This is a genomic window from Microbacterium sp. NPDC056052, assembly GCF_042266785.1.
Lineage (GTDB): Bacteria > Actinomycetota > Actinomycetes > Actinomycetales > Microbacteriaceae > Microbacterium.
On sequence record NZ_JBHJWV010000001.1, the window covers coordinates 329,275 to 344,091 of the forward strand.

A 14,817-nucleotide genomic window follows, 5' to 3' on the forward strand; every position below is an offset into this window, starting at 1 on the left:
GCTGTCACTGACGGCCACTATCGCCACGCCATGGATGGTGCTGCGCGACATGGCAGGGAAGCGGTCGTCTTCCCACGCCTGGCGCCACGCCCGGGGTGAGCCCCGGTTCAGGCGGTGGGATGGAATCGTTTGGGTGGTGGGTCGATGTTCCCCCAGGCGTATTTCAGGGCGAGTCTCGGGTGCAGCACGTTCTGTTCCCCGCCCGGGTGGTGCAGGACGAAGTCGTGTTTCCCGTCGCGGGTGATGTGCCATCGCCCGTGGTGGAGTTGCATGTGGTGGAAGCGGCAGAGCAGGATGCCGCGGTCGATGTTCGTGTGGCCGTCGTCTCGGGCCCATTCGTCGATGTGGTGGGCTTCGCAGTAGGACGCGGGCCGGTCGCACCCGGTCCACCGGCATCCGCCGTCTCTGACAGCGAGCCCGACGCGTTGTGTCGGGGTGAACAGCCGTGATTCCCGTCCCACGTCGAGCGGGTTCCCACTCGCATCCACGGTGACGGGGAGGGTCCCGGCGTCGCAGACGTGTCTTTCCGCGACCGTGGCGGGGAGGGCGGTGAGCCCGTCCTCGGTGACAGCTACCGCGGCGGGAGAACCGTCTGCCGTGATCTGCTGCACGAGCCGGAGTCCGGCCTGCCGGGTGCCGAACACCGCGGCCGGGTCAGCGAGCGCTCCGGCGCGGATGAGGTCGAGGAGCAGGTCGTAGGACAGCTGATCGTTGGTCCGCGGATCCACGGACAGGTCTGCGGCGGACGCCTTCTCGGAGGCGTCGACGAACCGGGGCCCGCCACGGCGGGGCCGCAACGCGGCGTTGAAGATCGTGTCCACGAATGCGCCGCCTTCGTCGTCGAACGCGATCGACGCCCGCCGCATCCCGTCCTGGTCGAACCAGGTCCGAAACGCCCGCTTCTCATACCGGGCCGCGAATCGGGCTTCGGCCCCGTCGGGGTCGAGCAGGTCCCGGATCGTCCGGGCCGATGCGGCCAGTTCTTCCACGGTCCGCCGCCCGGCTTCGTCGATGAGTTGTGCGGCGGCCTCCGCCCAGGCATCGTCGGCGCCCTCGGGTGGATCGCCGAGTCCGCGGCGGATCGCATCGAACTGCGCCGACGTCACCACCCCTGACCGCAACCCCTCCCGCAACACCTGCCGCCAGTCCCGCGCGATGGGCTCATCCAGCGGGCCGCCGTCCGGCGGATCGGGATCAGCACCGTCCACCAGCGCGTCGTCCGCGAGCAGTGCTTCCCCGACTCGCACCTGCCGGGCCGCTTCACCCTTGCTCATCCCGCCCAGCTCCTGCACCAGCGACGCCGCGGACCGGTGCCCACGCGCCTGCGCCAACCCCGTATGTCCCGCGTCCCGCGACGAGCGTCGTGCGATCACCCCGGCACAGATCACCTGCACCTGCTCCACCAACCGCCCGACCTCACCCGCCTCCCGAAGCACCGCCACCGCCGCGTCATCCGCGAGCCCCTCCACAACCGCTTGCACCTCCGACGCGCCCGCACCCGCACCGATCCGCCCGGCCAGGGTCGGGATCAGCGCCGCGATCGCATCCAACGTCCTCATACCCCCATCCTCCTCGGGGCCACCGACATTCGAACCCCAGATCACCCGGGATTTCCAAACGGTGCAGAACTCGTCAGAAGACCAAACCGTGGAGGACAATCAACAGACCGAACGCACCGTCCGTCGTGCGCCCTCCGTGCTGACCGAAGCTCCCGCCCCCGCTCGTGCCATAGAATGGACTCTGCGAAGGGGAGTATTCCGACTTCACGCGATCGTCATCACGAGGCCCGCTGCCGGGCCTCCGGGCGCGTGGCCGCCATCCGGCGGGGAAGAGACTTTCGGCCGTTGACCGACCTCCTCGAAAGGCCCCTGTGGACGTTCCCGTCTGGTTCGAAATCGTCTCGCTCGCCGTTCTGCTGCTGATCCTGATCGGCGACCTGCTGATCGTGCGCTGGCGCCCGCACATCCCCTCCACCAAGGAGTCCACGCTCTGGGTCGTGTTCTACGTCGCCCTGGCACTCGGATTCGCCGGGCTCCTGCTCGCCGTCGCGGGCGGGCAGCATGCGGGGGAGTTCCTCACCGGATGGGCGCTGGAGTACAGCCTCTCGATCGACAACCTCTTCGTGTTCGTGCTGATCATGGCCCAGTTCTCGGTGCCGCGGAGGCTGCAACAGGAAGTGCTGATGGTCGGCATCATCATCGCGCTGGTCCTGCGCGGCGTGTTCATCTTGCTCGGCGTGACGATCATCGAGAACTTCGCGCCGGTGTTCTACCTGTTCGGCGCCTTCCTCATCTGGACCGCGATCCGCCAGGCGATGCCGGAGAAGGAACAGGAGGACGAGACGGCCGCGAAGGAGGGCTTCGCCGTGCGCCTGGTGCGCCGGCTCGTCCCTGTGAGCGACGAGTTCGACGGCCCCAAGCTGCGGACGGTCGTCGACGGCAAGCGGATCTGGACCCCGATGATCATCGTGTTCGTCACGATCGGCGTCACGGACCTGATGTTCGCGATCGACTCGATCCCTGCGATCTTCAGCATCACGCAGAACAGCTTCCTCGTGTTCACCGCGAACATCTTCGCGCTGATGGGTCTGCGCCAGCTCTACTTCCTGCTCGGGGATCTGCTCGATCGCCTGCGGTACCTGCACTACGGCATCGCGGTGATCCTGGCCTTCATCGGCGTCAAGCTCGTGCTGCACGCGATGCACGAGAACAGCGTGCCCTTCATCAACGGCGGCAAGCCCATCGAATGGGCGCCGGACGTGCCGATCTGGCTGTCGCTCACGGTGATCGTCGTCGCGATGCTCGGTGCCACCGGGGCGAGCCTGATCGCCTCGGGACGCGAGAAGCGCCGCGAGCGCGCTCTCGCCGAGTGACCCGTCGGCGCCCCCTTCTCCGTCTGCGGAACCGCCCAGGGTGGGTGGGAAACACCCACCCTGGGCCGAGGTAAACTCATCCGCATGCAGGCGGTGCAGCTTCTCCTTAGCAGCCGCGGCGAGACCTCGATCTAGGCCTCTCTCGCCGCGGAGTCGCGCCCTGCTCTTCAGGGGACACGGCCGCACCACTACCCAGGAGAAGCAACGCATGAACGACGCATCCCCCCGCCCCCGGACGCTGGCAGAGAAGGTCTGGGACGATCACCTCGTGGTGAAGGGCGAGAACGGCGAGCCCGATCTCATCTACATCGACCTGCACCTCGTGCACGAGGTCACCAGCCCCCAGGCCTTCGACGGCCTGCGCTCCGAGGGGCGGCCGCTGCGCCGTCTCGACCTCACGATCGCGACCGAGGACCACAACACCCCGACGCTGGCGATCGACAAGCCGATCGCCGACCTCACGAGCCGCACGCAGATCGAGACGCTGCGCCGCAACGCCGCGGAGTTCGGTGTGCGCCTGCACTCCCTGGGCGACGCGGAACAGGGCATCGTGCACGTCGTCGGACCGCAGCTGGGGCTCACCATGCCCGGCATCACCGTGGTCTGCGGCGACTCGCACACCTCGACGCACGGCGCGTTCGGCGCGATGGCTTTCGGCATCGGCACGAGCGAGGTCGAGCACGTCATGGCCACGCAGACGCTGCCGCTGAAGCCGTTCAAGACCATGGCGATCACGGTCGACGGCACACTGCGGCCGGGCGTCACGGCGAAGGACATCATCCTCGCCGTGATCGCGAAGATCGGCACCGGCGGCGGGCAGGGATACGTGCTCGAGTTCCGCGGCAGCGCGATCCGCGCCCTGTCGATGGAGGGCCGCATGACGATCTGCAACATGTCGATCGAGGCCGGTGCCAGGGCGGGCATGGTCGCCCCGGACGAGACCACCTTCAAGTACGTGCAGGGCAAGCCGCACGCGCCGCAGGGTCAGGACTGGGACGACGCCGTCGCGTACTGGCGGACGCTGCCGACCGACGAGGGTGCGACCTACGACGCCGAGGTGTTCATCGACGCCGATGCCCTGGAGCCGTTCGTCACCTGGGGGACCAACCCCGGTCAGGGCGTCTCGCTCTCGGCCTCGGTGCCGAACCCGGCCGAGATCGCCGACGCGAACGAGCGCAGCGCCGCAGAGCGAGCGCTCGAGTACATGGATCTGACGCCCGGCACTCCGCTCAAGGACGTGAAGGTCGACGCCGTCTTCATGGGCTCCTGCACGAACAGCCGGATCGAGGATCTGCGCGCCTTCGCCTCGGTCATCAAGGGCAAGAAGAAGGCCGACGGCGTGCGCGTCATGGTGGTCCCCGGATCCGCCCGCGTGCGCCTCGAGGCCGAGGCCGAGGGCCTGGACAAGGTCTTCACCGACTTCGGCGCGGAGTGGCGGTTCGCCGGGTGCTCGATGTGCCTGGGGATGAACCCCGACCAGCTCGCCCCGGGCGAACGGTGCGCATCGACGAGCAACCGCAACTTCGAGGGCCGTCAGGGCAAGGGAGGGCGCACGCACCTCGTGTCGCCCCTCGTTGCCGCGGCGACGGCGGTGCGCGGCACGCTGTCCAGCCCGAGCGACCTCGTCGAGAACGGGCAGGAGGCCTGAGCATGGAGAAGTTCACCACCCACACCGGCGTCGCAGCCCCGCTGAAGCGCTCCAACGTCGACACCGACCAGATCATCCCCGCGGTGTTCCTGAAGCGGGTCACCAAGACCGGCTTCGAGGATGCGCTCTTCCACGCCTGGCGTCAGGATCCGGAGTTCGTTCTCAACCAGGAGCCGTTCCGGAACGCGTCGGTGCTCGTGGCCGGCCCCGATTTCGGCACCGGATCGAGCCGGGAGCACGCCGTGTGGGCCCTGCGCGACTACGGGTTCAAGGTCGTGCTGAGCCCGCGTTTCGCCGACATCTTCCGCGGCAACTCCGGCAAGCAGGGACTGCTCGCGGCGACCGTCGACGAAGCCGACATCGAGCGGATCTGGGCGCTGATCGACGAGGATCCCGGCCGCGAGATCACGGTCGACCTCGCGGCGCGGACCGCCTCGATCGGCGCCTCCGGTGCTGCGGGACCTGCGACAGGCGAGCCCGTCTTCCAGACCACCATCGGGATCGACGATTACACTAGATGGCGGCTCCTCGAAGGGCTCGATGACATCGGGCTCACGCTGCGCAACGAAGACAAGATCGCGCAGTTCGAGGCCCGCCGCGAGTCGTGGCGGCCACGTACGCTTCCTGTTCTGTGAACCGGACGCGGCCGTGAGCCTGGGGCATCCGCCCGACGGCTCCGGCCGCGCCCGTTCCACAAGAAGAGGCCCTGAATGACGACACCGCTGCACGAGACCACGCTCGCTTCGAAGCCTTCGGGCGATGTCCTGGCAATCCGCGGCGGACGGCCACTTCACGGCCGGGTGGACGTGAAGGGCGCGAAGAACCTGGCGACCAAGGCCATGGTCGCCACCCTCCTCGGCGAGACCGCGAGCACGCTGCGCGACGTCCCCGATCTGAGCGATGTCGCCGTGGTGCGCTCCCTGCTCGAGGTGCACGGCGTGCGCGTCACCGAGGGCGACGAGCCCGGTGCGCTCATCTTCGACCCGAGCGACGTCGAGTCCGCGCACTTCGAGGAGATCGACGCCCACGCCGGTGCCTCCCGGATCCCGATCCTGTTCTGCGGCCCGCTGCTGCACCGCCTGGGCCAGGCCTTCATCCCCGATCTCGGCGGCTGCCGCATCGGCGACCGCCCCATCGACTTCCATCTCGACGCGCTGCGCAAGTTCGGCGCCGTCGTCGAGAAGCTGCCCAGCGGCATCCGCCTCTCCGCCCCGAACGGGCTGAAGGGCGCGAACATCCACCTGCCGTACCCGAGCGTGGGCGCGACCGAGCAGGTGCTGCTCACCGCGGTGCGTGCGCAGGGACAGACCGAGCTGCGCAACGCGGCGATCGAGCCCGAGATCATGGATCTCATCGCGGTGCTGCAGAAGATGGGCGCGATCATCTCCTACGAGCCGAACAGGGTCATCCTGATCGAGGGCGTCGAGACGCTGCGCGGCTACGACCACCGCTCGATCTTCGACCGCAACGAGGCCGCCTCCTGGGCATGCGCCGCCCTCGCCACCGACGGCGAGATCTTCGTCGGCGGCGCGAAGCAGCAGGAGATGCTGACCTTCCTCAACGTCTTCCGCAAGGCGGGCGGCTGGTTCGACGTGCGCGAGGACGGGATCCTGTTCCGCCGCGACGGCGAGCTGAAGCCGGTCATCGTCGAGACCGACGTGCACCCCGGCTTCATGACCGACTGGCAGCAGCCGCTCGTGGTCGCGCTGACGCAGGCCCGCGGCCGCTCGGTCGTGCACGAGACCGTGTACGAGAACCGGATGGGCTTCACCGCCGCGCTCGTGAAGATGGGCGCCGACATCGTCGTGCACCCGCACGGTCTGCAGGACGGCCCCCGCCGCGTCGCCCGTCGCGACCTCGAGCAGGCTGCGGTCATCACCGGCCCGACTCCGCTGCACGCCGCCGACATCGTGGTGCCCGACCTGCGCGGCGGCTACAGCCACGTCATCGCCGCCCTCACGGCGACCGGCGAGTCGAAGGTCTCCGGCGTCGACATCCTCAGCCGCGGCTACGAGAAGTTCCTCGACAAGCTCACCGCGCTGGGCGCCGACTTCGATGTGATCGGCTGACATGCGCGCGACCGCCGAGAAGACCCGCCCGAGCCTGTTCTGGTTCCTGGCGGTCTTCGTGGTGCCGTTCGTCGCGTTCCTGGCGAAGATCCGCGTCCGCGGCGCGGACAAGCTGCCCCGCTCGGGCGCTTTCGTACTGGCGCCGAACCACTACTCGGAGTTCGATCCGCTGATCGTCGCCGTCGCGGTGTGGCGGCTCGGCCGCGCCCCCCGCTTCATGGCGAAGGAGAGCCTGTTCCGGGTGCCGGTGCTGGGCTGGGCGCTGCGCGGCACCGGGATGATCCCCGTCGCGCGGTCGACCTCCGTCACCGCCGCGAAGCAGACCATCGCGCAGTCGAAGGAGCTGGTCCAGCACGGCCGCGGTGTGATCGTCTACCCCGAGGGCACGCTGACGCGCGATCCCGGGCTGTGGCCCATGCGCGGCAAGTCGGGCGCTGTGCGGCTCGCCCTCGCCGGGCGGATCCCGCTGATCCCGATGGCGCAGTGGGGCACGCAGAACATCATGGGCCGGTACCAGAAGGGCCTCAGCCTCTGGCCGCCGCGCAAGAAGGTCGACGTCGTGATCGGGGATCCGGTCGACATCTCCGACCTGTACGACCGAGCGGGAGAGAACGCCGCCCTCGTGGAGGCCACGGACCGGCTGATGACCGCGATCACGGCCCTGCTGGAGGAGCTGCGCGGAGAGAAGGCCCCGGCCCAGCGCTGGAACCCGGCCGAGCACGGCCAGAGGGAGACGGGTCGCCTTGACTCCTAGGAATGCACCGCGCACCGCGTCGATCCCGCTCGGGCCGCGCGTCACGGTGATCGGGGCCGGCAGCTGGGGGACCACCTTCGGCAAGATCCTCGCCGACGGCGGCGCCCAGGTCACGATGTGGGCGCGCCGGCAGGAGCTGGCTCACGAGATCGCCGAGGCCAAGCGCAACTCGCAGTACCTGTCCGGGATCAACCTGCCGCGCTCGATGACGGCCACGCACCACTTGGCCGAGGCGATCCAGGGCGCCGAGCAGGTGTACCTGTCGGTGCCGAGCCAGACGCTGCGGGAGAACCTGAAGGCGCTGCGCCCGCTGCTGCGGGACTCCGACATCCCTGTGGTGAGCCTCATGAAGGGCGTCGAGAAGCGCACCGGACTGCGGATGAGTCAGGTGATCGAGCAGGAGCTGCGCTGCGATCCCGACCGCATCGCGGTGGCGAGCGGTCCGAACCTGGCGCTCGAGATCGCCCGCGAGCAGCCCACGGCCGCGGTCATCGCCTCGAACAGCCAGGAGACGGCCGACATCGTCGCGCGCACCGCGCGCAACCGCTACTTCCGCAGCTTCGTGAACACCGACGTCGTCGGCACGGAGTTCGGCGGCGTGCTGAAGAACCTCATCGCTGTCGCGATCGGCATCGTGGACGGTGTCGGCTACGGCGAGAACACGAAGGCGTCGATCATCACCCGGGGCCTGGTCGAGATGACCGACTTCGCGGTGGCGAACGGCGCGCAGCCGGGTACCCTGCAGGGTCTCGCCGGCCTCGGCGACCTGATCGCGACGTGCCAGTCGCCGCTCAGCCGCAACAACACGGCCGGGCGCCTGCTCGGCCAGGGATACAGCTTCCAGGACGTGGTCAAGCAGATGCAGCAGACGGCCGAGGGACTCGCGTCCGTCGCGCCGATCCTGCAGCTGGCCCGCGCCGCCGGCGTGGAGATGCCGATCGTCGAGCAGGTGAAGATGGTGCTGGACGGCGCCATGGATCCGCGCGACATCGCCCCCCATCTGACCACCGACGACGACACCCCGCAGGGGGAAGGGACGGGCAATGGACAAGCAGACGGTGGTGGTGCTCTTCGGAGGACGCTCCAGCGAGCACTCGATCAGTTCCGCAACGGCGGGCGGGGTGCTGCGCGCCCTTGACCGGGAGCGCTACGACGTCATCCCCGTCGGGATCACCCGCGAGGGCGCGTTCGTCCTCGAAGACGACGAGCCCGAGAAGTTCCCGCTCGCCGCGGCGCACCTGCCCGAAGTGGCCGACAACGGCACTCGGATCCAGTGGCCCGAGCCCGGCGGGATCCGCACGCTGCGCGTGACCCGCGCCGACGGCTCCGTCGACGACCTCGGCGCGATCGACGTGGTGCTGCCGCTGCTGCACGGACCGCATGGCGAGGACGGCACGCTCCAGGGCTACTTCGACACGCTCGAGGTGCCCTACGCCGGCGGCGGGGTCCTCGACTCCGCGCTGTGCATGGACAAGCACTTCATGAAGGTCGCGCTGCAGTCCGCGGGCATCGCCGTGGCACCCTGGATCACCGTGCGCGCGCGGCAGTGGGAGCAGGATCCTGTGGGCGTGCGCGCCGCCGCGGGCGCGCTCGGATCGCCGCTGTTCGTCAAGCCGGCCCGCGCCGGCTCCAGCGTCGGCGTCTCCAAGGTGACCGATCCCGCCGAGTTCGACGAGGCGATGCGCATCGCCCTCGCCGAGGACGACAAGGTGCTCGTGGAGACGGGCGTCGTCGGCCGCGAGATCGAGGTCGCGATCCTAGAGGGCGCCGAAGGGCCGCGTGCGTCGGTGCCGGGCGAGATCGTGCTGACCTCACGGGGCTTCTACGACTTCGAAGGCAAGTACCTCGGCGGCGACGGCGTGGACGTGGTCTGCCCTGCCGAGCTCTCCGACACCGAGGTCTCCGCGATCCAGCAGGCCGGGATCCAGGCGTTCGAGGCGGTCGACGGGCGCGGGCTCGCGCGGGTCGACATGTTCCTCACCGCCGACGGGACGCTCGTGGTGAACGAGCTGAACACGATGCCCGGCTTCACGCCGATCTCGATGTTCCCGAAGTGCTGGATCGCGTCGGGACTCAGCTATCGCGACCTCATCACGGAGCTGATCGAGGCGGGTCTGCGCCGCTAGTTCGACGGGCTCGGGGTGGGCGTCGCGTCCGCCCCGGGCCGCTCGGTGCAGGCGTGCGTGGCGGGGATCGTCGCGATCGCGGCGGCGAGGCTCTTGTTGCCGATCACGTCGTTCGCGCTGACGCCCTTGTTCGGCTCGTCGGGCTTGCTGTTGATGTAGAGCTGCACGGCGGGCTTGCGGCCGTACGTCGTGAGCGTCAGGTAGGGGCTCTTCGAGTCGTCCACGAGCCAATCGATGCCCTGCAGGGAGATGCACTGGAGAGCGCTCGTCGGCTCCGCCTCCGGCAGGCCGCAGGTGAGCAGCACGACGGACGGATCGCCCCAGGCCGCGGTCGCCTGCGCATCGGTCCAGCGCCGCTCGTGCCCGTCGATCGCGGGCACGTTCGTGAGCCGCACGGTCACATCGGCGCAGCGCGGGTCGTTCGCGTCGTCCGCGGCGTTCAGATGGACGGTCGAGCTGCACCCGGCCAGCAGCCCCGTTGCGAGCACGAGGGCGGTGGCGACGGCGAGACGGCGGGGCATCCCTCCAGGCTACCGTTGAGACCATGGTGGACCTTTCAGCTCCGGGATCCGATGCGACCGTGGAGGACTCGGGATCCGACGATCCGATGATCGGCGAGGTGAGCGAGGGGCGGGTGCTGCGCACGATCCTGACGCGCACGCCCGCGGGGCGCGACGCGCTGCTCGGCCCGGGCGATGACGCGGCGGTGATCGCGGCGCCGTCCGGATCGGTCGTGGCGACCACCGACACGCTCGTGGAGGGCCCGGACTTCCGTGCGGCGTGGTCGAGCGGCTACGACCTGGGCTGGAAGTCGGCGGCGGTGAACCTCGCCGACATCGCGGCGATGGGCGCCCGTCCCACGGCGCTGCTGGTGGCGCTCGCCGTGCCGAAGGACCGCCGGCTCTCCTTCATCGCAGCGCTGGCCGACGGCTTCCGCGACGCCTGCGCCGCTCTCGCCCCCGGCTGCGCCGTCGTCGGCGGCGACTTGACCGTGTCGGCGACCCTGATGATCGCGGTGACCGCGCTGGGCGACCTCGAGGGCCGGCCGGCCGTCACCCGCTCCGGCGCCCGGGTGGGGGACGACATCGCGATCGCGGGGGAGATGGGGGTCGCGGGCCACGGGCTCTCGGTGCTGTTCCAGCGCTTCCACCGTGACGGCGTGGCGGTTCCCGTCGACGCCGCGGCGCTGGACGAGGGGGAGGCGGACGCGATCGCCGCGCAGCTGCGCCCGACGCCGCCGATCGGACTCGGCCCTATGGCCGCGATATCCGGAGCGACGGCGATGATGGACGTCTCCGACGGGCTCGCGCTGGACGCCGGCCGCATGGCGGAGGCCTCAGGGGTCACGATCGCCCTGGAGCGGTCCGCCCTCGGCGCGCACCCGCATCGCGCACTGGCCGGCGGCGAGGACCATGCGCTGCTCGCCGCGTTCCCCGTGGGAATGCTGCCGCCGGGCTTCCGCCGGATCGGATCCGTGATCGCCGCGGTGCCGGAGGCCCCTGTGCTGTGCGACGGCGAGCCGGTCGGACCACTCGGCTGGGATCCCTACCGGGACGCCGGCGCCGACGCCCGGCGCTGACGGTCAGGGCGTCGTCGGCTCCGCCCACCACAGCGCGGTGTCGCCGTAGACCTTCTCCCGGAGGAGCTCGAGGCCGGCGGCGGCGAGGTCCGGCGGAGTGGAGCGCTTCGCACGCTCGATCACGACGACGGCGTCGGGGGAGAGCAGCGGGGCGAGAGCCGCCAGGTCCGCCGTCATGTCGGCGTCGGACAGGTCGTAGGGCGGGTCCGTGAAGACGAGGTCGAACGGGCCCGCGGCGCGGACGAGGTAGCTGTGCACGGAGGACTCCTGCACGCTCGTCCTCCCTGCCGTGTCGCCGCCCAGCGCCTTCGCGACGGCCGCGGCGTTGCGGCGGACGACCGCCGCGGCGGCGCGTCCTCTTTCGACGAGCACGGCACTGCGCGCGCCGCGACTGAGCGCCTCGAGGCCGAGCGCGCCGGATCCGGCGTACAGATCGAGCACGCGCGCGTCGGCGATCGCGTCCATCGAGGAGAGCGCGCCGAACAGCGATTCGCGCACCCGATCGCTCGTGGGGCGGGTTCCCTGCCCCGGCACGTCCAGGCGGGTGCCGCCGGCGGAACCGGCGATGATTCTCGTCACCCGTTCACCCTATTCGCCTGAGGGTGCCCCGCCCACCGGGGCCGCGGCTGCGACGCGCCGCGTCATACCGGCGGCGGAACGGCTCTCGGCGGGCCGTGCGGGGCCAAGATAGAAGGGTGGCCGAACCCCTTGCAGAACTGATCAGCATGCCCCGCCCGCAGATCATCGAGGCGGGCGAGGGCGTCGGGCTCGCGACGTACACCTGGGGCGATCCGGATGCGCCCGTCGTGCTGCTCGTGCACGGGTTCGCCTCCAGCACGCGCGACAACTGGGTGCTCACCGGTTGGGCGCGCAGCCTGGAGCACGCCGGATACCGGGTACTCGGCATCGACCAGCGCGGCCATGGCGCGAGCGAGAAGCCGCGCCAGCCCGAGGACTACACGATGCACCGGCTCGCGGGCGACATCGAGCAGGTGCTCGACACCTACCTCGTCGACGAGGCGCTCTACGTCGGCTACTCGCTGGGCGCCCGCGTCGGCTGGGAGGTCCTGCGCGATCTGGGCGACCGCATCCCGCGCGCGGTGCTCGGCGGGATCCCCGACGGGCGTCCGCTGGAGCGGCTCGACGTCGCAGAGGTGCGCGCGTACCTGGCGGAGGGGACGCCGGTCACCGACCCCGCCACGCGCGACTACATCGCCCTGACCGAACGCGTGCCGGGCAACGATCTCGACGTGATGCTCGCGCTCGCGCTCGGCATGCGCGGGGAGGCGCGCACGATCGATCCGGATCCGGCGACGGCTCCCGCCCAGCCGATCCTCTTCGCGACCGGCTCCGAGGATCCCATCATCGACGGCTCCCGCCGCCTGGCGGACGCCTCGCCGCACGGATCGTTCTTCGAGATCCCCAGCCGGCATCACTTCAACGCGCCGGGGTCGAAGGCGTTCCGCGATGCCGCGCTGGAGTTCCTCGCACGCTGAGCCCGGGCCAGCCGCGGGCGGCGGCACCGCCGTGCGGCTGCGCGCAGCGGCGCGCGCTGTCCGGGGCCCGTTCTAGACTTCTGAGCATGCCGCTCCGCCTCGATTCGCCGCTCGCCGTCGCGGTCGGCGACGGGAATGCGAAGGCGCTGCAGAAGGCTTTCGGCATGAGCACGGTCTGGGATCTGCTCTCGCACTACCCCCGCCGCTACGCCAACCGCGGCGAACTCACGCCGATCCTCGACCTTCCGAAGGGTGAGACGGTCACGATCGTGGCCGAGGTGATGTCGGTGACCGTGCGCGACATGAAGAACCGTCGCGGCGCGATGATGACGGTCGACATCGGCGACGGCGTCGGCCGCATGGTGCTGACGTTCTTCGCCAAGTACCGCGGCCAGCTCGAATGGCGCGAGAAGGAGCTGCGGGTCGGCCGGCGCGGCGTGTTCACCGGCAAGGTCGGCGACTACCGCGGCGTCACCCAGTTCGCACACCCCCAGTACGAGATGTTCGATGACGAGCTGCGTGCGCGCACCCAGGCGGATGTGATGGTGACCACGCCGCTGCCCATCTACCCGGCCACGGCGGCGCTCACCACGTGGCAGATCGAGAAGATGGTCGGCACGGTCCTGGACGATCTCGGCCTCGTGCCGGAGCCGCTTCCCGACGAGGTGCGCCGCGAGGAGGGCCTGCTCGACGCCCGCGTCGCGCTCGAGCGGATCCACCGGCCGAGCAACAAGGACGAGATCGCGCCGGCGATCCGCACGCTGCGCATGCACGAGGCGCTCACGCTGCAGAGCGCCCTCATGCAGCAGCGCTACCTCGTACGCATGCTCGACGCCACGGCTCGGCCGGCGAAACCCGGCGGGCTGCTGGAGCGCTTCGACGCCGCGCTGCCGTTCGAGCTCACCCCCGATCAGGAGACGGTGGGCGAGACGATCGCCGCGGACCTCATCGGTGGGGCACCCATGAACCGGCTCGTGCAGGGTGAGGTCGGATCCGGCAAGACGCTCGTCGCCCTGCGCGCCATGCTGCAGGTCGCCGAGTCGGGCGGTCAGGCGGCGCTCATCGCGCCGACCGAGGTGCTCGCCGGGCAGCATCTGCGCTCGATCACGAAGATGCTCGGGCCGAAGCTCGCCCCGCTCGTGATGCCCACGCTGCTCACGGGGCAGATGTCCGCCCCCGAGCGGCGCAAAGCCGCCCTGAGGGTCGCGGCAGGGCAGGCCCTCATCGTGGTGGGAACGCACGCGCTGCTGGGGGAGAAGACGACCTTCGCCGACCTCGGCCTCATCGTCGTCGACGAGCAGCACCGGTTCGGCGTGGAGCAGCGCGAGGCCCTGCGCGCCAAGGGGACCAGCCCGCACGCGCTCGTGCTCACGGCGACTCCGATCCCTCGCACGGTCGCGATGACGGTGTTCGGCGACCTGGACACCTCGGTGATCCGCACGATGCCCCGCGGCCGCGCGGGCATCGAGACCTTCGTCGCCCCGCTCGCCGACCATCCGGGCTGGTTCGCCCGCGTGTGGGAACGGGCCGCGGAGGAGATCGAGAAGGGCCGTCAGGTGTTCGCCGTGTGCGCGGCGATCGATACCGACGACGGCGCGGAAGAGGCGGATCAGGAGCATTTCGCGGACGAGGAGGAGGAGAACCGCGGGCCGCGCTGGGGCGTGGTGCAGCTGCTGGCCGCACTCGCGACGCATCCGAAGCTGGGCGCGGTGCGCATCGCCGGTCTGCACGGACGCATGGCCGCCGACGAGAAGGACGCGATCATGCAGTCCTTCGCCCGCGGGGAGATCGACCTGCTCGTCGCGACGACCGTGATCGAGGTCGGCGTCGACGTGCCGAACGCCTCGACCATGATCGTGCTGGAGGCCGACCGGTTCGGTGTCTCCCAGCTGCACCAGCTGCGCGGGCGCATCGGCCGCGGCGGCGTGCCCGGACTGTGCCTGCTGGTCACCGAGGCGGAGCAGGGCACCCCCGCTCGCGATCGGGTCGACGCGGTGGCCGCGACGCTCGACGGCTTCGTGCTCGCCGAGGTCGACCTCGACCTGCGCGGCGAGGGCGACGTGCTCGGCGCCCGCCAATCCGGGGCGAAGTCCTCGCTCAAGCTGCTGCGGGTCATCAAGGACTCGGATCTGATCGCGCAGGCCCGCGCGATCGCCGAGGAGATCATCGAGGCGGATCCTGCGCTGCAGCAGCACGAAGGGCTGCGCGAGGCGATGGCGCAGCGGCTCAGCATCGACGATCGTGCGGCGCTGGCCAAGAATTGAGCGCGCCCG

General features: G+C 70.4%; 13 protein-coding genes. 10 read left to right on the plus strand and 3 right to left on the minus strand.

The genetic code is table 11. From position 1 onward, the window contains the following. Positions 1-107 precede the first annotated feature (107 nt). Positions 108-1,559 (minus strand): DUF222 domain-containing protein, encoded by a 1,452-nt coding sequence (locus tag ACFC1J_RS01540; protein WP_375901859.1) that lies wholly within the window; start codon positions 1,557-1,559, stop codon positions 108-110. A 311-nt stretch (positions 1,560-1,870) separates the two neighbouring features. On the opposite strand from ACFC1J_RS01540, the gene ACFC1J_RS01545 reads away from it, so the two are divergent. From ACFC1J_RS01545 to ACFC1J_RS01575, 7 genes are all read left to right on the plus strand, one after another. Further along, entirely contained in the window at positions 1,871-2,872 is a 1,002-nt protein-coding gene (locus ACFC1J_RS01545; RefSeq protein WP_375901860.1) for a TerC/Alx family metal homeostasis membrane protein, read from the plus strand. Between the two features lie 208 nt (positions 2,873-3,080). Beyond that, positions 3,081-4,520, plus strand: coding sequence for a 3-isopropylmalate dehydratase large subunit (gene leuC, locus ACFC1J_RS01550; RefSeq protein WP_375901861.1), 1,440 nt, complete (start codon positions 3,081-3,083; stop codon positions 4,518-4,520). A gap of 2 nt (positions 4,521-4,522) precedes the next feature. Then, positions 4,523-5,155 (plus strand): 3-isopropylmalate dehydratase small subunit, encoded by a 633-nt coding sequence (gene leuD / locus ACFC1J_RS01555; protein ID WP_375901863.1) that lies wholly within the window; start codon positions 4,523-4,525, stop codon positions 5,153-5,155. 75 nt (positions 5,156-5,230) lie between these two features. Beyond that, the gene (murA, locus tag ACFC1J_RS01560; RefSeq protein ID WP_375901865.1) at positions 5,231-6,589 is read left to right on the plus strand and encodes a UDP-N-acetylglucosamine 1-carboxyvinyltransferase; all 1,359 of its coding nucleotides are present in this window, start codon (positions 5,231-5,233) and stop codon (positions 6,587-6,589) included. A gap of 1 nt (position 6,590) precedes the next feature. Then, positions 6,591-7,343 carry a lysophospholipid acyltransferase family protein gene (locus ACFC1J_RS01565; protein WP_375901867.1) on the plus strand — a complete coding sequence of 251 codons (753 nt, stop codon included), beginning with the start codon at positions 6,591-6,593 and terminating at the stop codon, positions 7,341-7,343. After that, positions 7,333-8,481, plus strand: a complete 1,149-nt coding sequence (locus ACFC1J_RS01570; RefSeq protein WP_375901869.1) for an NAD(P)H-dependent glycerol-3-phosphate dehydrogenase — start codon at positions 7,333-7,335, stop codon at positions 8,479-8,481. Before ACFC1J_RS01565 ends, ACFC1J_RS01570 begins: the two co-directional genes overlap by 11 nt. Continuing rightward, positions 8,387-9,469, plus strand: a complete 1,083-nt coding sequence (locus tag ACFC1J_RS01575; RefSeq protein WP_375901871.1) for a D-alanine--D-alanine ligase family protein — start codon at positions 8,387-8,389, stop codon at positions 9,467-9,469. Before ACFC1J_RS01570 ends, ACFC1J_RS01575 begins: the two co-directional genes overlap by 95 nt. On the opposite strand, the gene ACFC1J_RS01580 is transcribed toward ACFC1J_RS01575, so the two are convergent. Further along, positions 9,466-9,990: a DUF3515 domain-containing protein gene (locus tag ACFC1J_RS01580; protein ID WP_375901873.1), complete on the minus strand. Its 525-nt coding sequence runs from the start codon at positions 9,988-9,990 to the stop codon at positions 9,466-9,468. The genes ACFC1J_RS01575 and ACFC1J_RS01580 overlap by 4 nt on opposite strands. Positions 9,991-10,013: 23 nt before the next feature. Here ACFC1J_RS01580 and thiL point away from each other — a divergent pair, with 23 nt between their 5' ends. Continuing rightward, positions 10,014-11,048, plus strand: a complete 1,035-nt coding sequence (gene thiL, locus ACFC1J_RS01585) for a thiamine-phosphate kinase (protein ID WP_375901875.1) — start codon at positions 10,014-10,016, stop codon at positions 11,046-11,048. 3 nt (positions 11,049-11,051) lie between these two features. Here thiL and rsmD read toward each other — a convergent pair whose 3' ends face one another. Further along, a complete protein-coding gene (gene rsmD, locus ACFC1J_RS01590; protein ID WP_375901877.1) occupies positions 11,052-11,627 on the minus strand; it encodes a 16S rRNA (guanine(966)-N(2))-methyltransferase RsmD in 576 nt (191 codons plus the stop codon). A 116-nt stretch (positions 11,628-11,743) separates the two neighbouring features. Here rsmD and ACFC1J_RS01595 point away from each other — a divergent pair, with 116 nt between their 5' ends. Beyond that, the gene (locus ACFC1J_RS01595; RefSeq protein WP_375901879.1) at positions 11,744-12,544 is read left to right on the plus strand and encodes an alpha/beta fold hydrolase; all 801 of its coding nucleotides are present in this window, start codon (positions 11,744-11,746) and stop codon (positions 12,542-12,544) included. Between the two features lie 86 nt (positions 12,545-12,630). Continuing rightward, a complete protein-coding gene (locus tag ACFC1J_RS01600) occupies positions 12,631-14,808 on the plus strand; it encodes an ATP-dependent DNA helicase RecG (RefSeq protein WP_375901880.1) in 2,178 nt (725 codons plus the stop codon). The last annotated feature ends 9 nt before the right edge of the window (positions 14,809-14,817 follow it).

Coding starts and splice junctions, on each gene's coding strand:
- ACFC1J_RS01540 (WP_375901859.1), bottom strand. CDS start 1,559: ATGAGGACGTTGGATGCGATCGCGGCGCTGATCCCGACCCTGGCCGGG.
- leuC (WP_375901861.1), top strand. CDS start 3,081: ATGAACGACGCATCCCCCCGCCCCCGGACGCTGGCAGAGAAGGTCTGG.
- leuD (WP_375901863.1), top strand. CDS start 4,523: ATGGAGAAGTTCACCACCCACACCGGCGTCGCAGCCCCGCTGAAGCGC.
- murA (WP_375901865.1), top strand. CDS start 5,231: ATGACGACACCGCTGCACGAGACCACGCTCGCTTCGAAGCCTTCGGGC.
- ACFC1J_RS01565 (WP_375901867.1), top strand. CDS start 6,591: ATGCGCGCGACCGCCGAGAAGACCCGCCCGAGCCTGTTCTGGTTCCTG.
- ACFC1J_RS01575 (WP_375901871.1), top strand. CDS start 8,387: ATGGACAAGCAGACGGTGGTGGTGCTCTTCGGAGGACGCTCCAGCGAG.
- ACFC1J_RS01580 (WP_375901873.1), bottom strand. CDS start 9,990: ATGCCCCGCCGTCTCGCCGTCGCCACCGCCCTCGTGCTCGCAACGGGG.
- thiL (WP_375901875.1), top strand. CDS start 10,014: ATGGTGGACCTTTCAGCTCCGGGATCCGATGCGACCGTGGAGGACTCG.
- ACFC1J_RS01600 (WP_375901880.1), top strand. CDS start 12,631: ATGCCGCTCCGCCTCGATTCGCCGCTCGCCGTCGCGGTCGGCGACGGG.